This window comes from Pseudomonas sp. G166 (assembly GCF_037027455.2).
Taxonomy (GTDB): domain Bacteria; phylum Pseudomonadota; class Gammaproteobacteria; order Pseudomonadales; family Pseudomonadaceae; genus Aquipseudomonas.
Map to the genome: position 1 here is coordinate 790,445 of NZ_CP146985.1, position 24,039 is coordinate 814,483.

At 58.2% G+C, this 24,039-nt stretch carries 11 protein-coding genes, 2 tRNA genes and 3 rRNA genes; 15 read left to right on the forward strand and 1 reads right to left on the reverse strand.

Going from position 1 to position 24,039, the window contains the following annotated elements:
- Positions 1–37 precede the first annotated feature (37 nt).
- From SGN16_RS03450 to SGN16_RS03505, 12 genes are all read left to right on the forward strand, one after another.
- Positions 38–1,531, forward strand: a complete 1,494-nt coding sequence (locus SGN16_RS03450; protein WP_210642708.1) for a CoA-acylating methylmalonate-semialdehyde dehydrogenase — start codon at positions 38–40, stop codon at positions 1,529–1,531.
- A gap of 638 nt (positions 1,532–2,169) precedes the next feature.
- Positions 2,170–3,706, forward strand: a 16S ribosomal RNA gene (locus tag SGN16_RS03455).
- An 81-nt stretch (positions 3,707–3,787) separates the two neighbouring features.
- Positions 3,788–3,864, forward strand: a tRNA-Ile gene (locus SGN16_RS03460).
- A 30-nt stretch (positions 3,865–3,894) separates the two neighbouring features.
- Positions 3,895–3,970 (forward strand) — tRNA-Ala (locus tag SGN16_RS03465).
- Positions 3,971–4,217: 247 nt separating this feature from the next.
- A 23S ribosomal RNA gene (locus SGN16_RS03470) occupies positions 4,218–7,111 on the forward strand.
- Between the two features lie 149 nt (positions 7,112–7,260).
- A 5S ribosomal RNA gene (gene rrf / locus SGN16_RS03475) occupies positions 7,261–7,376 on the forward strand.
- Together the 16S, 23S and 5S rRNA genes with 2 tRNA genes alongside form the textbook arrangement of a ribosomal RNA operon.
- A 155-nt stretch (positions 7,377–7,531) precedes the next feature.
- A complete protein-coding gene (recC, locus tag SGN16_RS03480; RefSeq protein WP_335945859.1) occupies positions 7,532–10,984 on the forward strand; it encodes an exodeoxyribonuclease V subunit gamma in 3,453 nt (1,150 codons plus the stop codon).
- On the forward strand, positions 10,981–14,670 hold the full coding sequence (recB, locus tag SGN16_RS03485; RefSeq protein ID WP_335945860.1) for an exodeoxyribonuclease V subunit beta: 3,690 nt from the start codon (positions 10,981–10,983) through the stop codon (positions 14,668–14,670). The genes recC and recB overlap by 4 nt, the downstream gene beginning before the upstream one ends.
- Positions 14,667–16,757 carry an exodeoxyribonuclease V subunit alpha gene (recD, locus tag SGN16_RS03490; RefSeq protein WP_335945861.1) on the forward strand — a complete coding sequence of 697 codons (2,091 nt, stop codon included), beginning with the start codon at positions 14,667–14,669 and terminating at the stop codon, positions 16,755–16,757. Before recB ends, recD begins: the two co-directional genes overlap by 4 nt.
- Positions 16,758–16,896: 139 nt before the next feature.
- Entirely contained in the window at positions 16,897–17,472 is a 576-nt protein-coding gene (locus SGN16_RS03495) for a YfiR family protein (RefSeq protein WP_210642712.1), read from the forward strand.
- Positions 17,469–18,737, forward strand: a complete 1,269-nt coding sequence (locus SGN16_RS03500; RefSeq protein WP_210642713.1) for a diguanylate cyclase — start codon at positions 17,469–17,471, stop codon at positions 18,735–18,737. Before SGN16_RS03495 ends, SGN16_RS03500 begins: the two co-directional genes overlap by 4 nt.
- Positions 18,738–18,739: 2 nt before the next feature.
- On the forward strand, positions 18,740–19,243 hold the full coding sequence (locus SGN16_RS03505) for an OmpA family protein (protein ID WP_335945862.1): 504 nt from the start codon (positions 18,740–18,742) through the stop codon (positions 19,241–19,243).
- On the opposite strand, the gene SGN16_RS03510 is transcribed toward SGN16_RS03505, so the two are convergent.
- Positions 19,240–20,187, reverse strand: coding sequence for a LysR family transcriptional regulator (locus SGN16_RS03510; protein WP_210642715.1), 948 nt, complete (start codon positions 20,185–20,187; stop codon positions 19,240–19,242). The genes SGN16_RS03505 and SGN16_RS03510 overlap by 4 nt on opposite strands.
- Positions 20,188–20,325: 138 nt before the next feature.
- Between SGN16_RS03510 and SGN16_RS03515 the strand changes: the two genes are divergently transcribed.
- From SGN16_RS03515 to SGN16_RS03525, 3 genes are all read left to right on the forward strand, one after another.
- On the forward strand, positions 20,326–21,852 hold the full coding sequence (locus tag SGN16_RS03515) for a CoA-acylating methylmalonate-semialdehyde dehydrogenase (RefSeq protein ID WP_210642716.1): 1,527 nt from the start codon (positions 20,326–20,328) through the stop codon (positions 21,850–21,852).
- A gap of 10 nt (positions 21,853–21,862) precedes the next feature.
- Entirely contained in the window at positions 21,863–22,750 is an 888-nt protein-coding gene (gene mmsB, locus SGN16_RS03520; protein ID WP_335945863.1) for a 3-hydroxyisobutyrate dehydrogenase, read from the forward strand.
- A gap of 323 nt (positions 22,751–23,073) precedes the next feature.
- Positions 23,074–24,036 carry a proline dehydrogenase family protein gene (locus tag SGN16_RS03525; RefSeq protein ID WP_210642718.1) on the forward strand — a complete coding sequence of 321 codons (963 nt, stop codon included), beginning with the start codon at positions 23,074–23,076 and terminating at the stop codon, positions 24,034–24,036.
- Positions 24,037–24,039 lie beyond the last annotated feature (3 nt).

Consider the following 24,039-nt stretch of genomic DNA (forward strand, 5'->3'; position numbering starts at 1 on the left):
CGATGACGGGCGCCTGTGGATAAATTCTGGAGTCCCCATGAGCCTCATTCCGCATTTGATCAATGGCGAACTGTTGAGCGACAGCGCTCGTACGGCTGACGTGTTCAACCCGTCCACTGGCCAGGCGATTCATAAGGTGCCATTGGCCGATCGCGCGACCATCCAACAGGCTATCGACGCCGCCAAGACGGCTTTCCCGGCTTGGCGCAACACGCCGGCAGCCAAGCGTGCGCAGGTGATGTTTCGTTTCAAGCAGTTGCTTGAGCAGAACGAGTCGCGTATTGCCCAGTTGATCAGCGAAGAACATGGCAAGACATTGGAAGACGCTGCTGGTGAACTCAAGCGTGGGATCGAGAACGTCGAGTTCGCCTGCGCGGCACCGGAAATTCTGAAGGGCGAATACAGCCGTAACGTCGGACCGAACATCGATGCATGGTCAGACTTCCAACCTCTGGGTGTAGTGGCGGGCATCACGCCGTTCAACTTCCCGGCGATGGTGCCGCTGTGGATGTATCCGCTGGCAATTGTTTGCGGGAACTGCTTCATCCTCAAACCGTCCGAGCGTGATCCGAGCTCGACGTTGCTGATCGCCCAGTTGCTATTGGAGGCTGGTCTGCCTAAAGGTGTGTTGAGCGTGGTGCATGGCGACAAGACCGCCGTGGATGCACTGATCGAAGCGCCGGAAGTGAAGGCGCTGAGTTTTGTCGGTTCGACGCCGATTGCCGAATACATCTATGCCGAGGGCACTCGCCGCGGCAAACGCGTCCAAGCGCTGGGTGGGGCAAAGAACCATGCGGTGCTGATGCCGGATGCCGACCTGGACAACGCCGTCAGCGCACTGATGGGGGCGGCGTACGGTTCGTGTGGCGAACGTTGCATGGCGATTTCGGTGGCGGTGTGTGTCGGCGACCAGGTCGCGGATGCGCTGGTGGCCAAGCTGGTGCCGCAGATCAAGGCGCTGAAGATTGGCGCAGGCACATCTTGCGGGTTGGACATGGGGCCGCTGGTGACAGGGCCGCATCGGGACAAGGTCAGTGGCTATATAGAAGATGGTGTGGCGGCGGGGGCTTCGTTGATCGTCGATGGTCGTGGCTTGAGCGTGGCCGGGCATGAGGAAGGCTTCTTCCTGGGTGGTTGCCTGTTTGATCGCGTGACACCTGAGATGCGTATCTATAAGGAAGAGATCTTCGGGCCGGTACTGTGCATCGTCCGGGTCAATAGCCTGGAAGAGGCGATGCAACTGATCAACGATCACGAGTATGGCAACGGTACCTGCATCTTTACCCGTGATGGCGAGGCGGCGCGGTTGTTCTGCGATGAGATCGAAGTCGGCATGGTGGGCGTCAATGTTCCACTGCCTGTGCCTGTTGCTTATCACAGCTTTGGCGGCTGGAAGCGTTCGCTGTTCGGCGACCTGCACGCCTATGGTCCGGATGGGGTGCGTTTCTATACCCGTCGCAAGGCCATTACCCAGCGCTGGCCGCAGCGTGCCAGCCACGAGGCTTCGCAGTTTGCGTTCCCGAGCTTGTAACGGGCAATAGCAGAGGCCGGCGCCCCAGGGCGCCGGTCTCTGCTTTTGCGGGGCTTTTCGACTGATATGACAGAATTGTGAAAATAGGTGTTGACGGCAAATTCTGGACGTCTATAATTCGCCCCACTTCCGGCGCAGTCGAAACGGAAAACTCCTTGAGTTTCAATGAGTTAACCATGTTTTGAAGGTGCCGGGCTTCAGTTCATCGAAGCCAGGAAGCAGTTGATAAGGCAGTGTTTGTTTGGCCTTGTCAGCGGTTCGATCTTCTCGGTCGGAAGCGGAGAAAAAGAGGTGTTGACAGCAGCGAGTAACGCTGTAGAATTCGCCTCCCGCTAACGAGAGATCGGAAGCGCAAGTGGTTGAAGTTGTTGATGTTTCCCAAACGAAACTTTGAAAACTTCTTAAAATAACCGCTTGACAGATACACCGGGCGCTGTAGAATGCGCGCCTCGGTTGAGGCGAAAGCTCTTAACCAACCGCTCTTTAACAACTGAATCAAGCAATTCGTGTGGGTGCTTGTGGAGTCAGACTGCTAGTCAACAGATTATCAGCATCACAAGTTACTCCGCGAGAAATCAAAGATGTAACCAACGATTGCTGAGCCAAGTTTAGGGTTTTCTCAAAACCCAAAGATGTTTGAACTGAAGAGTTTGATCATGGCTCAGATTGAACGCTGGCGGCAGGCCTAACACATGCAAGTCGAGCGGTAGAGAGGTGCTTGCACCTCTTGAGAGCGGCGGACGGGTGAGTAATGCCTAGGAATCTGCCTGGTAGTGGGGGATAACGCTCGGAAACGGACGCTAATACCGCATACGTCCTACGGGAGAAAGCAGGGGACCTTCGGGCCTTGCGCTATCAGATGAGCCTAGGTCGGATTAGCTAGTTGGTGGGGTAATGGCTCACCAAGGCGACGATCCGTAACTGGTCTGAGAGGATGATCAGTCACACTGGAACTGAGACACGGTCCAGACTCCTACGGGAGGCAGCAGTGGGGAATATTGGACAATGGGCGAAAGCCTGATCCAGCCATGCCGCGTGTGTGAAGAAGGTCTTCGGATTGTAAAGCACTTTAAGTTGGGAGGAAGGGCAGTTACTTAATACGTGATTGTCTTGACGTTACCGACAGAATAAGCACCGGCTAACTCTGTGCCAGCAGCCGCGGTAATACAGAGGGTGCAAGCGTTAATCGGAATTACTGGGCGTAAAGCGCGCGTAGGTGGTTCGTTAAGTTGGATGTGAAATCCCCGGGCTCAACCTGGGAACTGCATTCAAAACTGTCGAGCTAGAGTATGGTAGAGGGTGGTGGAATTTCCTGTGTAGCGGTGAAATGCGTAGATATAGGAAGGAACACCAGTGGCGAAGGCGACCACCTGGACTGATACTGACACTGAGGTGCGAAAGCGTGGGGAGCAAACAGGATTAGATACCCTGGTAGTCCACGCCGTAAACGATGTCAACTAGCCGTTGGGAGCCTTGAGCTCTTAGTGGCGCAGCTAACGCATTAAGTTGACCGCCTGGGGAGTACGGCCGCAAGGTTAAAACTCAAATGAATTGACGGGGGCCCGCACAAGCGGTGGAGCATGTGGTTTAATTCGAAGCAACGCGAAGAACCTTACCAGGCCTTGACATCCAATGAACTTTCCAGAGATGGATTGGTGCCTTCGGGAACATTGAGACAGGTGCTGCATGGCTGTCGTCAGCTCGTGTCGTGAGATGTTGGGTTAAGTCCCGTAACGAGCGCAACCCTTGTCCTTAGTTACCAGCACGTTATGGTGGGCACTCTAAGGAGACTGCCGGTGACAAACCGGAGGAAGGTGGGGATGACGTCAAGTCATCATGGCCCTTACGGCCTGGGCTACACACGTGCTACAATGGTCGGTACAGAGGGTTGCCAAGCCGCGAGGTGGAGCTAATCCCACAAAACCGATCGTAGTCCGGATCGCAGTCTGCAACTCGACTGCGTGAAGTCGGAATCGCTAGTAATCGCGAATCAGAATGTCGCGGTGAATACGTTCCCGGGCCTTGTACACACCGCCCGTCACACCATGGGAGTGGGTTGCACCAGAAGTAGCTAGTCTAACCTTCGGGGGGACGGTTACCACGGTGTGATTCATGACTGGGGTGAAGTCGTAACAAGGTAGCCGTAGGGGAACCTGCGGCTGGATCACCTCCTTAATCGACGACCGCAGCTGCTTCATGAGCTCCCACACGAATTGCTTGATTCATTGAAGAAGACGAAAGAAGCAGCCCGAAATTGGGTCTGTAGCTCAGTTGGTTAGAGCGCACCCCTGATAAGGGTGAGGTCGGCAGTTCGAATCTGCCCAGACCCACCAATTTTGTGTGGGAAACGCCTGTAGAAATACGGGGCCATAGCTCAGCTGGGAGAGCGCCTGCCTTGCACGCAGGAGGTCAGCGGTTCGATCCCGCTTGGCTCCACCACTACTGCTTCGATTGTATAAAGCTTAGAAATGAGCATTCCATCGGTTCGATGGTGAATGTTGATTTCTAGTCTTTGACTAGTTCGTTCTTTAAAAATTTGGGTATGTGATAGAAAGATAGACTGAACGTTACTTTCACTGGTAACGGATCAGGCTAAGGTAAAATTTGTGAGTTGCTCTTTGAGCATGCATGCGAATTTTCGGCGAATGTCGTCTTCACAGTATAACCAGATTGCTTGGGGTTATATGGTCAAGTGAAGAAGCGCATACGGTGGATGCCTTGGCAGTCAGAGGCGATGAAAGACGTGGTAGCCTGCGAAAAGCTTCGGGGAGTCGGCAAACAGACTTTGATCCGGAGATGTCTGAATGGGGGAACCCAGCCATCATAAGATGGTTATCTTGTACTGAATACATAGGTGCAAGAGGCGAACCAGGGGAACTGAAACATCTAAGTACCCTGAGGAAAAGAAATCAACCGAGATTCCCTTAGTAGTGGCGAGCGAACGGGGACTAGCCCTTAAGCTTCTTTGATTTTAGCGGAACGCTCTGGAAAGTGCGGCCATAGTGGGTGATAGCCCTGTACGCGAAAGGATCTTAGAAGTGAAATCGAGTAGGACGGAGCACGAGAAACTTTGTCTGAATATGGGGGGACCATCCTCCAAGGCTAAATACTACTGACTGACCGATAGTGAACTAGTACCGTGAGGGAAAGGCGAAAAGAACCCCGGAGAGGGGAGTGAAATAGATCCTGAAACCGTATGCGTACAAGCAGTGGGAGCCCACTTTGTTGGGTGACTGCGTACCTTTTGTATAATGGGTCAGCGACTTATTTTCAGTGGCGAGCTTAACCGAATAGGGGAGGCGTAGCGAAAGCGAGTCTTAATAGGGCGTCTAGTCGCTGGGAATAGACCCGAAACCGGGCGATCTATCCATGGGCAGGTTGAAGGTTGGGTAACACTAACTGGAGGACCGAACCGACTACCGTTGAAAAGTTAGCGGATGACCTGTGGATCGGAGTGAAAGGCTAATCAAGCTCGGAGATAGCTGGTTCTCCTCGAAAGCTATTTAGGTAGCGCCTCATGTATCACTGTAGGGGGTAGAGCACTGTTTCGGCTAGGGGGTCATCCCGACTTACCAAACCGATGCAAACTCCGAATACCTACAAGTGCCGAGCATGGGAGACACACGGCGGGTGCTAACGTCCGTCGTGAAAAGGGAAACAACCCAGACCGTCAGCTAAGGTCCCAAAGTTATGGTTAAGTGGGAAACGATGTGGGAAGGCTTAGACAGCTAGGAGGTTGGCTTAGAAGCAGCCACCCTTTAAAGAAAGCGTAATAGCTCACTAGTCGAGTCGGCCTGCGCGGAAGATGTAACGGGGCTCAAACCATACACCGAAGCTACGGGTATCACGTAAGTGATGCGGTAGAGGAGCGTTCTGTAAGCCTGTGAAGGTGAGTTGAGAAGCTTGCTGGAGGTATCAGAAGTGCGAATGCTGACATGAGTAACGACAATGGGTGTGAAAAACACCCACGCCGAAAGACCAAGGTTTCCTGCGCAACGTTAATCGACGCAGGGTTAGTCGGTCCCTAAGGCGAGGCTGAAAAGCGTAGTCGATGGAAAACAGGTTAATATTCCTGTACTTCTGGTTATTGCGATGGAGGGACGGAGAAGGCTAGGCCAGCTTGGCGTTGGTTGTCCAAGTTTAAGGTGGTAGGCTGAGATCTTAGGTAAATCCGGGATCTTAAGGCCGAGAGCTGATGACGAGTTACCCTTTGGGTGACGAAGTGGGGTTGATGCCATGCTTCCAAGAAAAGCTTCTAAGCTTCAGGTAACCAGGAACCGTACCCCAAACCGACACAGGTGGTTGGGTAGAGAATACCAAGGCGCTTGAGAGAACTCGGGTGAAGGAACTAGGCAAAATGGCACCGTAACTTCGGGAGAAGGTGCGCCGGTGAGGGTGAAGCACTTGCTGCGTAAGCCCACGCCGGTCGAAGATACCAGGCCGCTGCGACTGTTTATTAAAAACACAGCACTCTGCAAACACGAAAGTGGACGTATAGGGTGTGACGCCTGCCCGGTGCCGGAAGGTTAATTGATGGGGTTAGCTAACGCGAAGCTCTTGATCGAAGCCCCGGTAAACGGCGGCCGTAACTATAACGGTCCTAAGGTAGCGAAATTCCTTGTCGGGTAAGTTCCGACCTGCACGAATGGCGTAACGATGGCGGCGCTGTCTCCACCCGAGACTCAGTGAAATTGAAATCGCTGTGAAGATGCAGTGTATCCGCGGCTAGACGGAAAGACCCCGTGAACCTTTACTATAGCTTTGCACTGGACTTTGAATTTGCTTGTGTAGGATAGGTGGGAGGCTTTGAAGCGTGGACGCCAGTTCGCGTGGAGCCATCCTTGAAATACCACCCTGGCAACTTTGAGGTTCTAACTCAGGTCCGTTATCCGGATCGAGGACAGTGTATGGTGGGTAGTTTGACTGGGGCGGTCTCCTCCTAAAGAGTAACGGAGGAGTACGAAGGTGCGCTCAGACCGGTCGGAAATCGGTCGTAGAGTATAAAGGCAAAAGCGCGCTTGACTGCGAGACAGACACGTCGAGCAGGTACGAAAGTAGGTCTTAGTGATCCGGTGGTTCTGTATGGAAGGGCCATCGCTCAACGGATAAAAGGTACTCCGGGGATAACAGGCTGATACCGCCCAAGAGTTCATATCGACGGCGGTGTTTGGCACCTCGATGTCGGCTCATCACATCCTGGGGCTGAAGCCGGTCCCAAGGGTATGGCTGTTCGCCATTTAAAGTGGTACGCGAGCTGGGTTTAGAACGTCGTGAGACAGTTCGGTCCCTATCTGCCGTGGACGTTTGAGATTTGAGAGGGGCTGCTCCTAGTACGAGAGGACCGGAGTGGACGAACCTCTGGTGTTCCGGTTGTCACGCCAGTGGCATTGCCGGGTAGCTATGTTCGGGAAAGATAACCGCTGAAAGCATCTAAGCGGGAAACTTGCCTCAAGATGAGATCTCACTGGGACCTTGAGTCCCCTGAAGGGCCGTCGAAGACTACGACGTTGATAGGCAGGGTGTGTAAGCGCTGTGAGGCGTTGAGCTAACCTGTACTAATTGCCCGTGAGGCTTGACCATATAACACCCAAGCAATTTGCTGACCCGAAAGGGCACCAGATTGCGGTGTGTGAAGACGACATGAACCGAAAGTTCGCAGCAAACACACAAACTATCACATACCCATTCGCTGGAACGTGACCGCAAGGCACGCGCTGGCTACCGAATTTCTTGACGACCATAGAGCATTGGAACCACCTGATCCCATCCCGAACTCAGCAGTGAAACGATGCATCGCCGATGGTAGTGTGGGGTTTCCCCATGTGAGAGTAGGTCATCGTCAAGATTAAATTCCGAAACCCCTATCTGCTGATGCAGGTAGGGGTTTTGTTTTGCCCGCAGGAAAGTTCTTACGACAAGCGCGGACAGCTCCCGGCTGTCACAGCCCCCCGACAGTGCTAAGGTTCGGCCCTAGCTTTTGCATTTTCAAGGATGCCTTTCATGCCGGACGCGACGTCCCTTAGCCCTGCTTTCATGGTGGTTCACGGGAATCGCCTTGATGAGTTGCGCAGCCTGGTGATCAGCTTGATGCGGCGTTACCCGCTGGCCCCTCTTGAAAATGAAATCGCGCTGGTACAAAGCAACGGCATTGCCCAATGGCTCAAGCTGGCACTGGCTGAAGACCCGGAAGATGACGATACGGGTGGCTGCGGTATTGCGGCCGCCATTGATGTGCAGTTGCCAGGCAGCTTCATGTGGCAACTCTATCGTACGGTTCTGGGGCGTGACGAGATTCCGGCCAAGTCCCTGCTGGATAAGGCGCCCCTAACCTGGCGACTGATGCGCCTGCTGCCGCAATTGATCGAGCAGCCTCATTTCGAGCCGCTGCGGCGATTCCTTACCCACGACACCGACTTACGCAAGCGCTATCAGTTATCCGAACGTCTTGCCGATCTATTCGACCAATACCAGGTGTATCGGGCCGACTGGCTTGAAGACTGGGCGGAAGGTCGACACCAGACAAGAAGCGTGCGGGGCGAAATCAAGCCGCTCGCGCCAGCCAATTGTTGGCAAGCGCAACTGTGGCGAGCCTTGTTGCTGGACGTCGGAGAGAAAGGCATGGCCCAAAGCCGTGCTGGCGTTCACCAGCGCTACATCGAGCGTATCAACAGCCTGGAAGTCGCGCCGAAAGGTCTGCCCGCGCGGGTGATCGTGTTCGGCATTTCTTCGTTGCCAGCCCAAGTGCTCGAAGCGCTCGCAGGTCTGTCCCGGTTCAGCCAGGTCCTGCTATGCGTCCACAATCCGTGTCGTCACCATTGGGCGGACATCGTGGCCGACAAGGACTTGCTGCGTCATCAATACAAGCGTCAAGCACGCAAGACCGGCATGCCCGTCGTCCTCGACCCGCAGACCCTGCATCAGCATGCTCATCCGTTGCTGGCTGCCTGGGGCAAGCAGGGACGCGATTACATCAACCTGCTCGACAGCTACGATGACCCCAACAGCTATCGCTCGGTATTTCGCGATGGGCGAATCGACCTGTTCAGTGACGGGAATCCGACGACCCTCCTCAGTCAGTTGCAAGATGACATCCTTGAGCTGCGTCCCCTGAATGAAACCCGGGAACACTGGCCAGCCGTCGATACGGCACAAGACGGGTCACTCCGTTTTCATATTGCCCACAGCGCTCAGCGCGAAGTCGAAATTCTCCATGACCAGTTGCTAGCCCACTTTAGTGCCGACCTGACGCTACGCCCCCGGGACATCATTGTCATGGTCCCGGATATCGACAGTTATGCCCCGCATATCCGTGCTGTGTTCGGCCAATTGGATAGAACCGATCCCCGTTTTATTCCATTCACCCTCACCGACCAGGGCCAGCGTGGGCGTGATCCGCTGCTGATTGCGGTCGAACACCTGCTCAAGTTGCCTGACAGCCGCTTCCCGGTCAGTGAAATCCTCGATTTGCTGGATGTCCCGGCGTTGCGTGAGCGTTTCGGCATTGACGAGGCCGACTTGCCTACACTGCATCGCTGGATCGAGGGGGCTGGCATTCGCTGGGGAATGAGCGCCGAACACCGTGCCGGGTTGGGGTTGCCTGCGGAGCTTGAACAGAACAGTTGGCGCTTCGGCCTTCGGCGCATGTTGCTGGGGTATGCCGTCGGCAGTTCAGGCGCTTATGAGGGCATTGAACCCTATGATGAAATCGGCGGCCTTGATGCGGCGTTGATTGGTCCTTTGGTGGCCTTGCTGGATGCGCTGGAAGTCGCCCATCAGGAATTCACCCAGCCCGCATCACCACAGGAATGGGGTTCGCGTCTGCACGACCTGATGCAATTGTTTTTCCTGGCGAGCAACGAGCATGACGACTACCTGTTGGCCCAACTCGAGGACCTGCGCGAAACCTGGTTGGAAACCTGCGAGTCGGTGGGGCTGCACGACGAGTTGCCGCTGACGGTTGTACGGGAAGCGTGGTTGGCCGGGCTGGATCAAGGTCGACTGTCCCAACGTTTCCTGGCCGGAGCGGTGAATTTCTGTACCTTGATGCCGATGCGCGCGATCCCCTTCAAGCTGGTGTGCCTGTTGGGGATGAACGATGGCGATTACCCGCGAGCCCAGCCACCTTTGGATTTCGATCTCATGGGCAGCGACTATCGTCCAGGCGATCGTTCACGGCGGGAAGATGATCGATACCTGCTCTTGGAAGCACTGCTGTCGGCACGGGAGAAACTCTATATCAGTTGGGTAGGACGCAGCATTCGCGACAACAGTGACCGACCCGCGTCGGTGTTGATCGGCCAACTGCGCGATCACCTGGCCAGTGGTTGGCGGTTGGCAGATGACAGTAGGAATCTGCTCGAGGCACTGACCCAGGAACACCCTCTGCAGCCGTTCAGCGCTCGATATTTTCATCAAGGCGATGAGTTGTTCAGTTACGCCAGTGAATGGCGGATGCTTCACGGCGCTCACGATCACACCGACAAGACCCAGGTGCTGGAGCCCTACGTCCAGGAAGAACCCTTGGGCCTGGGGCAGTTGCAGGATTTTCTGCGCAATCCCGTCCGTCATTTCTTCAGCCAACGACTCAAAGTATTTTTCGAAGCTATCGAAGCGCCCCTGGCCGATGACGAACCCTTCGTTCTCGATGCGTTGCAACGCTACAGCCTGAGCGACAGCTTGCTCGAAGCGGCCCTGGTTCGCCTGGACCAGCCCGATCTTGCCCTGGCCGCCCACGCTCAGAGGCTCCAGAACAGCGGGCTGTTACCGATGGCCGGGTTCGGAGAGTGCATGCAGCGCGAGTTGATCGAGCCCTTGCCCGATCTGCTCCGGCGTTACCAACAGCTCCTGGCGTTATGGCCCGCGCCGCTGACCAGTGCTGTGCCGGTCAGCCTGCAATTGCATGGGGTGAGCGTCGAAGGGTGGCTCAGTGGCCTGCACCAGCGGTCCGATGGTGCGGTTCTTGCCATCACCGCGATTCCCAACAGCATTGGCTCCACCAAGACTCGCAAATGGCATCGCCTGATACGTCCCTGGGTCAACCACCTGGTGGCCTGTGCTAACGGTCTGTCTATGACGACGGCGCTGGTGGCCAGTGATGACAGTTTGCTGCTGGCACCTTTTGAACAGCCGGTGGCGCAAAGACTGCTCGGCGATCTGTTGCAAGCCTGGCAGGCTGGCATGCGCCAGCCGTTGCCGGTCGCGGTGAAGACGGCCTTTGCCTGGCTTGGCCAGAGCGATCCGGCCAAGGCCGATGCAGCTGCTCGAAAAGCCTACGAAGGCGATGGACAGACCTCTGACGGCGAGCGAAGGGAAAGTCCGGCCTTGGCCCGACAGTTTGCGGATTTCGATGCCTTGATGGCTGACGAAACATTCCCTGATTGGTGCGATGCGCTTTATCGGCCATTGCTCGAAGCGCCATGGTGTTCAGCTGCCGGAGAGGAGACACGCTCATGAGTCGGCAGACACCTTTGGCCCTGGCTTTCCCCCTACGTGGCAGCCAATTGATCGAGGCCAGTGCCGGTACCGGCAAGACCTTTACCATTTCCGCGCTGTACCTGCGTCTGGTGCTGGGGCATGGCGGCTCGGAAACCGGGTTCGGTCGTGAGCTGCTTCCCCCGCAAATCCTGGTGGTGACCTTTACCGACGCCGCCACCAAAGAGTTGCGTGAACGTATCCGCACGCGCCTGGCCGAAGCTGCGCGTTTCTTTCGTGACGAAATCCCCCCCCCGGATTTGCTGATAGCACAGTTGCGTGATGAGTTCGACACAGAGCAATGGGCTGGCTGCGCGAACCGGCTGGACATCGCCGCGCAATGGATGGACGAAGCGGCGGTCTCGACCATCCATAGCTGGTGTCAGCGGATGCTGCGCGAGCATGCGTTCGACAGCGGTAGTCTGTTTACCCAGACCCTGGAGACCGACCACAGCGAACTGCTTGGCGAGGTGCTGCGCGACTATTGGCGGCTGTTCTGCTACTCGATGCAAGGCGAGGCACTGAGCTGGGTTCGTGCTCATTGGGGAGGACCTGCTGCACTGTTGCCTCGTGTGAGAGGCTTGTTTTCGAGCGAGCGCACCAATGTTGACGGGCTTGAGCCTGCCGAGCTCATCGCTGCCTCCCTGCAGGAGCGCAGTGCCGCCTTGCTCGATCTCAAGGCGCCGTGGCGGCAATGGGCGGTGGAGCTGCTGGAGATCTGCCAGCAAGGTGTCGCGAGCAAGAGTGTCGATGGTCGCAAGATGCAGGCACGCTACTTCGAGCCGTGGTTTCAGAAAATCACGGCTTGGGTGGATGACGAAAGCCTCGAGCTGCTGGACATTGGCACCGGGTTCACGCGGTTGACGCCCGAGGGCATGGCCGAAGCCTGGAAAGGCGAAGTGCCCGACCATCCCGGGCTTGATGCCATGGCCGGTCTCAAGGCCAGCCTGGATGCCTTGCCCACCCCGGATGCCGCAGTGCTGCAACACGCCGCGCAATGGGTCGGGGCTCGCTTCGAGGCGGAGAAACGTCGCCGCGCGGAGATGGGCTTCGACGACATGCTGCTGCGTCTTGACGCTGCTCTGCAGGTCGAGGGGGGAGAGCGTCTGGCGAGCCTGATCCGCGAGCAGTTTCCGGTTGCGTTGATCGATGAGTTCCAGGACACCGACCCGGTTCAGTACCGAATCTTCGAAAGCATCTACCGCATTGAAGACAACAACCCTGAAACCGGGCTGTTCCTGATTGGTGATCCGAAACAGGCGATCTACGCGTTTCGTGGTGCCGACATCTATACCTACCTGCGAGCCCGCGAAGCCACCGTTGGCCGACTGCATACGCTGGGGAGGAATTTCCGTTCCAGCCACGCCATGGTTGGCGCCGTGAACCATATTTTCCAGAATGCCGAAGCTCGCCCGCTGGGGCGCGGGGCCTTCCTGTTCCGGGAGCCATCGGGGGCGAACCCAGTACCGTTCTTGCCCGTTGACTCCCAAGGTCGCAAGGAGTCCTTGCAGATCGCTGGGCAAGCCGTTGCTGCCTTGAATATCTGGCATCTGCCCTCGGATCAGCCCCTCTCCGGAGCGGTGTATCGCAAGCACATGGCTGCGGCCTGTGCCAGTGAGATCACGGCGTTGCTCAACGGTGGCCAGTCGGGACGCGATGGCTTTACGGACGATGAAAAAACGTTCCGGGGATTACGCCCGGCGGACATTGCCATCCTGGTGCGCGACGGTAAAGAGGCGCAGGCCGTGCGAGACGAGTTGTCTGCGCGGGGAGTGCGCAGTGTCTATCTGTCCGATAAGGATTCGGTCTTTGCCTCGCAGGAGGCGCGGGACTTGCTGACCTGGCTCAGGGCTTGCGCCGAGCCGGATGTCGAGCGACCGCTACGGGCGGCACTGGCCAGCATTACTTTGAATCTGCCGCTTACGGAACTGGAGCGTCTCAACCAGGATGAACTGGCCTGGGAAGCCCGGGTCATGCAGTTCCGAGGTTATCGCACAGTCTGGCGCACCCAGGGGGTGCTGCCCATGTTGCGCCGTCTGTTGCACGATTTCGAATTGCCCCAGGCCTTGATGGCGCGCAGTGATGGCGAGCGGATGCTGACCAACTTGTTGCATTTGTGCGAACTGTTGCAGCAGGCCGCCGGTGAGCTCGATGGTGAGCAAGCCTTGATTCGGCATTTGTCCGAGCACCTGGCGTTGTCCGGGCAGGCGGGAGAAGAGCAAATCCTGCGACTGGAAAGCGATGAGCAACTGGTCAAGGTGGTCACGATTCACAAGTCCAAGGGGCTTGAATATCCGTTGGTGTTCCTGCCTTTCATCTGTTCGACCAAACCCGTGGATGGCAGCCGGTTGCCTTTGCATTACCACGATGAGGCCGGTAAGGCGCAGATCAGTCTCAAGCCCACCGCCGAGTTGATCGCCAAGGCCGATGACGAGCGTCTGGCCGAGGATCTGCGACTGCTCTATGTGGCATTGACCCGTGCGCAACATGCCTGCTGGCTGGGTGTCGCTGATCTCAAGCGAGGCAGCAACAACAGCTCGATCCTGCATTTGTCTGCGCTGGGGTACCTCTTGGGTGGCGGTGAGCCATTGGTTGACTCGGTAGCGTTGGGGCACTGGCTCAAGGACCTGCAACAAGGCTGCGACGCGATGAGTTGCCAGGAAATGCCCCAGGCCACCGACGAGCGCTACTTCCCACCACGCAATGAAGCCGTGTTGCTCGAACCCTTGGTCCCCGTCCGAAAAGCCAGCGAAAACTGGTGGATTGCTTCCTACAGTGCGTTGCGCATCGGGGAAAGCCTGAGTGAAGGCAGCGATGCGGCGCCGGAAAATCCGCAGGCCCAGAAACTGTTCGACGATGAGCGACTAGACCCGGATGCCCCCAGGGAAGCCATTGCCGTTGGCGGTGATATCCATCGCTTTCCCCGCGGCCCCAACCCGGGGACTTTCCTTCATGGTCTTCTGGAATGGGTCGCCGGTGAAGGCTTCGCAGTTGTTCCGGCGGCCATCGAGGATGCCATTGCCCGACGCTGCAATCGCCGAGGCTGGAAAGGCTGGATCACCACGCTGAGCGACTGGTTGCAACACCTGATCAAAATGCCTTTGCCGATCGGTAACGGCCAGGCGCCGGTGGTGCTCGAGCACCTGACGCAGTTTCAGGTCGAAATGGAGTTCTGGTTCGCCAGCCATAAGGTCGATGTGCTCAAGCTCGATCAACTGGTTTGCCAGTTCACCCACGGCGGTGTGGCTCGTGTCGCCGCCGAACCGGTGTTGCTCAACGGCATGTTCAAGGGGTTCATCGACCTGACGTTCGAGCATGACGGCCGTTACTACGTGGCCGATTACAAATCCAACTGGCTGGGTGTCGATGACATGGCCTATACCGCGCAGGCTATGGAGCAGTCGATCCTGGATAGTCGCTACGACCTGCAATACGTGTTGTATCTGTTGGCCCTGCACCGCCAGCTCAAGGCACGCCTGCCCGACTATGACTATGACCGGCATGTCGGCGGCGCGTTGTATCTGTTCCTTCGTGGTACCCGTTCAGCCAGCCAGGGCGTGTATTTCACCAAACCGCCACGGACGCTGATCGAGCAGCTGGATCGTCTGTTCCAGGGGGCGCCCACACCCAAGGCCGAGCCGGCGTGGGTACAGGGAGAGTTGCTATGAGTCGTTCCTTTGCCGACCTGCTGCCCACATCGTCCGATGATGAGCGCCTGGCTGACCTGGCGCCTTTGAGCAGTACGAATGATCTGCTGTTGCTGCTGACGCGTTGGGTCGAGCGCGGATGGTTGCGCGCCCTGGACAAGGCATTCGTCGCCTTCCTCCATGAACTGGCGCCTGACGATGATCCATTGGTCCTGCTCGCCGCCGCACTTACCAGTCATCAGTTGGGCCACGGGCACGTCTGCCTGGACCTGTTTGAAACCCTCAAGGAACCTGACTTCGCCCTGTCGTTGCCCCCGGAGGGTGACTTGCAGGTCGGCGTGCTGCCGTCGCAAATACTGCGGACCCTGGACGGCGCTCATTGGTGCAAGGCCCTGGCTTGCAGCCGTCTGGTGGCCTTGGCTGCCGATGGAAGTGAACAGGCCCGGCAGCGGCCGTTGGTGCTGTCCGGCAAACGTCTTTATCTACGCCGTTATTGGGCTTATGAACGGCGGATCGACGAGGCATTGCGGCAACGGCTTGCCGGACATGACGCTTCACCCGGCGACTTGCGCGAGCGCTTGGACGGGCTGTTCGGGCCGGCCAGCATCGACGGCCCCATCGATTGGCAAAAGCTTGCCTGTGCGCTGGCGACACGGGGAGGCTTGAGCATCGTCACCGGTGGCCCTGGCACCGGCAAGACCACCACCGTGGTACGCCTGCTGGCCTTGCTTCAGGCGCCTGCCGTCGAGGCCGGCAAGCCACTGCGGATTCGTCTGGCCGCGCCCACGGGCAAGGCGGCGGCGCGCCTGACCGAGTCCATCAGCCAGCAGGTCCGCACCCTGGATGTGGACGGCGCTGTGCGCGAACGCATTCCCTGTGAGGTGACCACGGTCCATCGTTTGCTGGGCAGTCGGCCGGGGACCCGCCATTTTCGCCACCATGGGGGCAATCGGTTGCCGCTGGATGTGCTGGTGGTCGATGAAGCGTCCATGATCGATCTGGAGATGATGGCCAATTTGCTGGATGCGCTGCCGGCTCATGCGCGACTGGTGCTGCTGGGAGATAAAGACCAGTTGGCCTCGGTGGAGGCCGGTGCGGTGCTGGGTGACTTGTGTCGAGACGCTGAGGAGGGCTGGTACAGTCCGCCGACCCGCGCCTGGCTCGAGTCAGTCAGCGGCGAAAACCTGGCGGCCAGCGATCTGCAGCAAGACCTCGACGGCACCCACCCCTTGGCACAGCAAGTGGTCATGCTCAGGCATTCCCGACGCTTCGGCGAGGGCAGTGGTATCGGCCAGTTGGCCCGTTGGGTCAACCAGCAACAGCCTGAAAAGGCCCGTCAGTTACTGGTGGAAGGCCAACATGCCGACCTGTTTTGCCTGGCATTGAAGGGCGAGCATGACGGGGCGCTGGAGCGATGGTTGCTCGAAGGCGCGCCAGAAGGGCCGCAAGGGTATCGGCATTACCTGAGCTTGCTACGACAGCGCCGCCCGGCCATTTCCCGTCCGTTGGAAGACTCCTGCTGGGCCGATTGGGCCCGAGAGGTCCTGTCGGCATTCGACGAGTTCCAATTGCTCTGCGCTGTACGCAAGGGTCCATGGGGTGTCGAAGGGCTGAACCAGCGCATCACTGCCGCGTTGCTCAAGGCCCGTTTGATTGACAGCGATCACCAGTGGTACGAAGGCCGCCCGGTGTTGATGACCCGCAACGACTATGGGTTAGGGTTGATGAATGGCGATATCGGTATTGCTCTCAAGTTGCCCGAGCGTGAAGGGCCGGATGCCGGCAAACAGGTGCTGCGAGTCGCCTTTCCCCGCAACGACGGCCAGGGTGGCGTGCGTTTCGTCCTGCCCAGTCGCCTGAACGATGTGGAAACCGTGTATGCCATGACGGTGCACAAGTCCCAGGGCTCGGAATTCACCCACACGGCTTTGATACTTCCGGATGCGTTGAACCCCGTATTGACCAAGGAGCTGGTCTACACCGCCATTACCCGAGGCAAGCAATGGTTCAGCCTGATAGAGCCGCGAGTGGGGGTATTCGAGGAAGCGGTGCGACGCAAGGTCAAGCGCTTGAGCGGGCTGATGCTGGAGTTGGAGCGAGATGACTGACTGATCAGCCTTCGTGATTCCATGTCTGGGTCACGATTCTGACTGTTTTCTGTCGGATATGTCCGTAGGGCGCCCGCTCGCTGGCTTTTTGGCACTGTGCTATCGTTCCGGCACTTATCATATGGCCAAGAGATTTTCCATGAAAGTGGCGGTTCGGGAGGCAGTGCGCAGCAAGGACTGGGGGCATTATCTGCTTGCCGGTCTTCTGTGGTTGCTGTCGTCTGTGGTGGCTGCCGAAGACCCGCCCTCCACGAGCCGGGCTGAACAGCGGGCCGAGTCGGTCACTCAAGTCGTCTTGGGCATTCTCAGCTACGCTCGCTGGCCAGTAGAGCCCGCGCAGTTACAACTGTGCATTGTCGGTCCGACCCAATACACCGACGACCTGGTCAAAGGCACCACCCAGGCCACCGGTCGGCCCGTGACCGTGCAGCGATTGCTGGCCGATCACCCCAGCATCGCCACGGATTGCAACGCCGTCTACATCGGCAAGCTGACCAGCGACGAGCGCACCCGTCTGTTCGCCTCCCTGATCGGCAAACCTGTGTTGAGCATCAGCGAAGGCGGTGACCAGTGCACCGTGGGTAGCCTGTTCTGCCTGCGGGTCGGTGATGAGCAGGTATCGTTCGAGGTCAACCTCGACTCGGTCGCGCGCAGTGGCGTGCGTATCCATCCGAGCGTTCTGCAGCTTTCCCGTCGCAGGTCGGCAGCGCCATGAGCCTGGCCAAATCACGGATCCGTCCCACCCTGGGCTCGGTCATCGGGCGCGGTCACCTGATCGTCGCGTTGGTGGCAATTACCATGGCCAGTGTTTCCCTGACTTTGCTAGGCGTGCTTGCGTTGCGGGTCTACGCCGATCACAACCTGCACCTGATCGCCCGCTCGATCAACTACACCGTGGAAGCGGCCGTGGTGTTCGATGACGCGGCGGCGGCCACCGAGGCGCTGGCCTTGATTGCCTCCACCGAGGAAGTCGCCGATGCCCAGGTGTTCAATGAGCATGGCCGCCTGTTGGCGCACTGGAAACGTCCGGAAACCGGGTTATTGTCGGAACTGGAAATGCACATTGCCAAGGCGTTTTTGGAAAAGCCCATCAGTCTGCCGATCGTTCATCAAGGGCAGAACATTGGCAGCATTCTATTGGCGGGGCATGGCGGCAGCCTGTTGCGCTTTCTGCTCAGCGGTCTGGCAGGGATCATTTTGTGCACGGCGGTGAGCGCCTGGGTGGCGTTGTACCTGGCGCGACGGCAGTTGCGGGCGATCACCGGACCGCTGCGCAGCCTGGCCGAAGTGGCCCACGCGGCACGCAGTGAGCGGGCCCTGGACCGGCGCGTGCCACCGGCTGCCATTGCCGAACTGGATAACCTGGGCAATGACTTCAACGCTCTGCTCGATGAACTGGAGTCCTGGCAGACCCATTTGCAGAGCGAGAACGAAACCCTGGCGCACCAGGCCAGCCACGACAGCCTGACCGGGTTGCCGAACCGCGCGTTTTTCGAAGGGCGATTGATCCGTGCCTTGCGCAATGCCAGCAAGCTCGACGAGCAAGTGGCTGTGCTGTATCTGGACAGCGACCGCTTCAAGGGCATCAATGATAACTTCGGCCACGCGGCCGGTGATGCGGTGCTGACGGCGGTGGCGACGCGGGTCCGGGCGCAGTTGCGTGAGGATGACCTGGTGGCGCGTCTGGGTGGCGATGAGTTCGCCGTGCTGCTGGCACCGCTGCACAACGCTGAGGACGCCGAGCTGATCGCTGAAAAAATCATCGCCAGCATGGAGATGCCGATTCAATTGCCCGGCAATGCCTCTGTCCTGACGTCCCTCAGTATCGGTATTGCCGTTTACCCTGATCATGGCGCCACTCCAGGCGCCTTGCTCAACGCCGCCGATGCGGCGATGTACCAGGCCAAACGCCTCGCCCGAGGCGGCCAACACACGACGGGATCGGAGCATTCCGTCGCGGATCTTCAAACCAGGAGCTGATCGTGCATCCATATCCTCAACTTTCCTTGCGGCACTTCGCCGCATTTTTGTTTATCGCCGTCCTGGCTCTGAGCGGCTGCCAGACGGCACCGCAGAAAGGGCTTACCCCGGCGCAAGTGGCCGTACTCAAGCAGCAAGGGTTCGAGCTGACTGACGATGGCTGGGCCTTCGGTCTGTCGGGCAAGGTGCTGTTTGGCAGCGATGTGGAAAGTCTCAACCCGGCCAGCACCGAGATCGTCGAGCGAATTGGCAAGGCGCTGCTGGGGGCCGGGATCGAGCGGGTACGCGTCGATGGCCACACCGATGCGTCGGGCTCCCAATCCTATAACGAACAACTGTCGATGCGTCGCGCCAGCAGCGTGGGCAGGGTGCTCACAAGTGTCGGAATGCGGGAAGAGAACGTACAGCTGCGCGGTCTGGGCAGCAGCAAACCGGTCGCATCCAATGACACGGTCGATGGGCGTACCGAAAACCGTCGTGTCGCCATCGTGGTCATCGCCGACTAGTCGGCGAACACCATATTCCGGCTGTCACCCATCAACAGTGGCTGGTTCCGTTCAGTCACTTCGCGGATGTAATCCCACAATAATGTAATCCTCTTCAGCTTCCTCAAGTCCTCCCGGCAGTACATCCAGAACTGCCGGGTGACGTTGATTTCCCCCGGCAGCACCGGCAAAAGCCGTGGGTCCTGGGCGGCAAGGAAGCATGGCAGGATGGCCAGTGAACGGCCTTGCTGCGCCGCCACGAATTGCGCGATTACGCTGGTGCTACGCAGGTGAGCATTGGCGCCGGGCAGCACGTTGGCCAGGTAGAGCAGCTCGGAACTGAACGCCAGGTCATCCACGTAGCTGATGAACGAATGCTTGCTCAGGTCCGCCGGGCGCTGGATGGGCGGGTGACTGTCCAGGTATGGCTGGGTGGCGTAGAGCTGCAGCCGGTAGTCGCACAGTTTGCAACACACGTATGGGCCGTGCTCGGGACGTTCGAGGGCAATGACGATGTCGGCCTCGCGCTTGGAGAGGCTGATGAAGTGCGGCAGCGGCAGGATGTCCACCGAAATGGCCGGATAGGCGTCGACGAAGTGGCTCAATTGCGGGGTGATGAAGAAGCTGCCGAAGCCTTCGGTGCAGCCCATGCGCACGTGGCCGGACAGGGCGACCCCCGATCCTGAAACCTGTTCGCAGGCCATATGCAGGGTACTTTCGATCGACTCGGCGTAACCCAGCAGGCGCTGGCCTTCGGCGGTCAGGACAAAACCGTTGGTCCGGGATTTTTCGAATAGCAGCGTGCCCAATGACGTTTCCAGCGAACTGATGCGTCGCGACACCGTGGTGTAGTCGACGGCCAGGCGCTTGGCCGCCGTGCTGGCCTTGCGGGTGCGGGCCACTTCGAGGAAAAACTTGAGGTCGTCCCAATTCAGCGACCCCAGGGAGGTGATGTTTTTTTGCATGTTGGACCGGTTTTTATGTGCGTTCTTATTAGAAGTTTGCACATCTATACTCCAAAAACCGTCTCATCACCAAGGTGTCTATGCGCCTTGGCCTTTGCTGAACCAGCGCGCTCTATAAGAACAATCCCGGAGGCCAGCATGAATGTTTCCCTTACGCCCAACGACACTGCCCTGCAAACCGTCAAACTGCTGATCGATGGCGAGTGGGTTGAATCCCGGTCCAGCGAATGGCACGACATCGTCAACCCGGCCACTCAGCAGGTGCTGGCGAAAGTCCCGTTCGCCACGACGGCGGAAGTCGATGCCGCCATTGCTGCTGCCCAGCGTGCTTTCCAGACCTGGAAGCTGACCCCTATCGGCGCGCGGATGCGCATCATGCTCAAGCTCCAGGCGTTGATCCGCGAGCACTCCAAACGCATCGCCGTCGTACTGAGCGCCGAGCAGGGCAAGACCATCGCTGACGCCGAGGGCGATATTTTCCGGGGCTTGGAAGTGGTCGAACACGCCTGCTCCATTGGCACCCTGCAAATGGGGGAGTTTGCCGAGAACGTTGCCGGCGGCGTTGATACCTACACGTTGCGCCAGCCGATTGGGGTGTGTGCGGGCATTACGCCGTTCAACTTCCCGGCGATGATTCCGTTGTGGATGTTCCCGATGGCCATCGCCTGCGGCAACACCTTTGTACTCAAGCCCTCGGAACAGGATCCGCTGTCGACCATGCTCTTAGTGGAGCTGGCCATCGAGGCGGGCGTGCCGGCCGGTGTGCTCAATGTGGTACATGGCGGCAAGGAAGTGGTGGATGCACTTTGCACGCACAAGGACATCAAGGCGGTTTCCTTTGTGGGCTCGACGGCTGTTGGTACCCACGTGTATGAGTTGGCGGGTCGCCATGGCAAGCGCGTGCAATCGATGATGGGCGCCAAGAACCATGCGGTGGTGCTGCCTGACGCCAATCGCGAGCAAACCCTCAACGCCCTGGTCGGCGCCGGTTTCGGCGCGGCGGGTCAGCGTTGCATGGCCACCTCCGTGGTCGTGATGGTGGGCGCGGCCAAGCAGTGGCTGCCGGAACTCAAGGCTCTGGCACAGAAGCTCAAGGTCAACGCTGGCAGCGAACCAGGCACTGACGTTGGCCCAGTGATTTCCAAGCGGGCCAAGGCGCGGATCCTCGAGTTGATCGAGAGCGGTGTGCAGCAAGGGGCGAAGCTGGAACTCGATGGCCGTGACATCAGCGTGCAGGGCTTCGAACAGGGCAACTTCGTCGGCCCGACCCTGTTTTCCGGCGTGAAGACCGACATGCGCATCTACACCGAAGAAATCTTCGGCCCGGTGTTGGTGGTGCTGGAAGTCGACACCCTCGATCAGGCGATTGCCCTGGTCAACGCCAACCCGTTTGGCAATGGCACGGGCCTGTTCACCCAGAGCGGTGCGGCGGCACGCAAATTCCAGAGTGAAATCGACGTCGGCCAGGTGGGGATCAACATCCCGATTCCAGTGCCTGTGCCGTTTTTCAGCTTCACCGGTTCTCGCGGTTCGAAACTCGGCGACCTCGGCCCGTACGGCAAACAGGTGGTGCAGTTCTACACTCAAACCAAGACCGTCACCGCGCGCTGGTTCGATGATGACAGCGTCAATGACGGGGTGAACACCACCATCAACCTGCGTTAAGGAGCCGGACATGAACATTGCCTTTATCGGCCTCGGCAACATGGGCGCCCCCATGGCGCGCAACCTGCTCAAGGCCGGCCATTCGCTGAACCTGTTCGACTTGAACCAGACAGTATTGGCCGAGCTGGCAACATTAGGCGGCACCATCAGCGCCTCGCCGCGTGATGCGGCCCAAGGCGCGGCGCTGGTGATTACCATGTTGCCGGCCGCCGCCCACGTGCGCAGTGTCTGGCTGGGTGAAGACGGCGTGTTGGCCGGCATCGCCGCCGGTACCCCAGCGGTGGATTGCAGTACCATCGACCCGCAGACCGCCCGCGATGTCGCCGCCGCTGCCGCCAAACAGGGCGTGGCGATGGCCGACGCGCCTGTCTCGGGTGGCACCGGCGGTGCGGCGGCCGGCACGTTGACCTTCATGGTCGGCGCCAGCGCTGAGCTGTTCGCCACTTTGCAACCGGTGCTGGCGCAAATGGGCCGTAACATCGTGCGTTGCGGCGAAGTCGGCACCGGGCAAATCGCCAAGATCTGCAACAACCTGCTGCTGGGGATTTCCATGGTGGGCGTCAGCGAAGCCATGGCCCTGGGCGACGCTCTGGGGATAGACACCCAGGTGCTGGCCGGGATCATCAACAGTTCGACGGGCCGTTGCTGGAGTTCGGACACGTACAACCCATGGCCAGGCGTGATTGAAACGGCACCTGCGTCTCGCGGTTACACCGGCGGTTTTGGCGCCGACCTGATGCTCAAGGACCTGGGCCTGGCGACCGAAGCCGCGCGGCAGGCCCATCAGCCGGTGGTGCTGGGGGCGGTGGCGCAGCAGTTGTACCAGGCGATGAGCCAGCGGGGTGAGGGCGGCAAGGATTTTTCGGCGATTGTTAACAGCTATCGCAAGCCGCAATAAGCGCGCAATGCGGGTCACTTAAGGCCGTTGGCAAACCCGTGGCCAGGGCGCAAGCTCCCTGGCCACGGGTGTATCTTTTTCTATGGGCGCAGCAGTTCAAGGCCGCGTTGCGGGCGCTGGAAATAAGTCGGTTGGGCGAGATTGCCGCGAAGCTGTAATAAACGATATCTAATATGAATTTGTCCTGAGTAGTCCCGGGTTTCATATGTATGAAACGTTGTGGATGATAACGAGTTGTTATAGTTATGGAGTCTTGACAGAAAAAAATCGTTGCACAATACTCGGCGCTCAGGACGAGCAATTATTATCAAGGAGTGATAACCATGCCTTCGCAGGATACGTGCGTACTTACATCTGCCGGCCTTAAAAAGTTGGCGTTGAATCAAGAGTGTCGGGACGCATTCAATAAAGACTCACTATTCTTCAGGTTATTTGAGCAAGCGGCTCAGCGCTATATTGTCGCCTCGGATCGTGACGCACTCGCTGATAAGCTGCAATTGCTCCACGGCAAAGGCTATCGACTCGGCGTAGAGTATGTCGGCGAGGAGAACCACGATCCGCGCGTGGTCCAGGCCTTCGTCGATGAATATCTGAAGTCTATCCAGACTTTCTCCAAGGCTGGCTTAACTCCGCAGTTAGGGTTCGATCTAAGCGCAGTCGGCATGCTCATTTCCCAGGAAACTGCCTACCGCAACGCCGCTACTATCTTGTCTGCTGCCGCAGAACATAATATTCCCGTGATGATCAGCATGGAACATTCTTCGGCGGTCGATAAGATCCTCGAAGTGTATTCCCAGTTGGCCCCTGATCATTCCAATATTGGCCTTACTGTCCAAGCACACTTGCATAGAACAGTTGATGATCTATCTGAAATCATTGGTTATGGCCGTAAGATCAGATTGGTCAAAGGCGTTTATAACGAAGCGCAGGAAATAGCCCTCCCACGGGGTGCGGAATTGGATGAGCGTTATTTGAAGTTGCTCGGCGAAATCCTCGAGGCCGGGATTGCGGTGAGCTGCGCAACGCAGGATCCCAATCTGATCAAGCGCATTTTTGACCAGGGTTACCATTCGCAGATCCAGGAACTGGAAATGCTTCACGGTGTTCAACCCGAGACGTTGCGCAAAGCCAAAGAAGCAGGGTTGGCGTGTCGTATCGCGGCGGTTTATGGCGACAGTTGGTATCTGCATTTTCTGCACCGGCTCGCAGAATCGCCTGAAAACGTTCTGCAAGCCCTGGCTGACTTCTACGACCCCTCCCGCATCGTCTTTGGCGCAGGTTATTAACGG

Excerpts from the sequence above, each read along its gene's own strand:
- SGN16_RS03450 (WP_210642708.1), top strand. The coding sequence starts at position 38 with ATGAGCCTCATTCCGCATTTGATCAATGGCGAACTGTTGAGCGACAGC.
- recC (WP_335945859.1), top strand. The coding sequence starts at position 7,532 with ATGCCGGACGCGACGTCCCTTAGCCCTGCTTTCATGGTGGTTCACGGG.
- recB (WP_335945860.1), top strand. The coding sequence starts at position 10,981 with ATGAGTCGGCAGACACCTTTGGCCCTGGCTTTCCCCCTACGTGGCAGC.
- recD (WP_335945861.1), top strand. The coding sequence starts at position 14,667 with ATGAGTCGTTCCTTTGCCGACCTGCTGCCCACATCGTCCGATGATGAG.
- SGN16_RS03495 (WP_210642712.1), top strand. The coding sequence starts at position 16,897 with ATGAAAGTGGCGGTTCGGGAGGCAGTGCGCAGCAAGGACTGGGGGCAT.
- SGN16_RS03500 (WP_210642713.1), top strand. The coding sequence starts at position 17,469 with ATGAGCCTGGCCAAATCACGGATCCGTCCCACCCTGGGCTCGGTCATC.
- SGN16_RS03510 (WP_210642715.1), bottom strand. The coding sequence starts at position 20,187 with ATGCAAAAAAACATCACCTCCCTGGGGTCGCTGAATTGGGACGACCTC.
- SGN16_RS03515 (WP_210642716.1), top strand. The coding sequence starts at position 20,326 with ATGAATGTTTCCCTTACGCCCAACGACACTGCCCTGCAAACCGTCAAA.
- mmsB (WP_335945863.1), top strand. The coding sequence starts at position 21,863 with ATGAACATTGCCTTTATCGGCCTCGGCAACATGGGCGCCCCCATGGCG.
- SGN16_RS03525 (WP_210642718.1), top strand. The coding sequence starts at position 23,074 with ATGCCTTCGCAGGATACGTGCGTACTTACATCTGCCGGCCTTAAAAAG.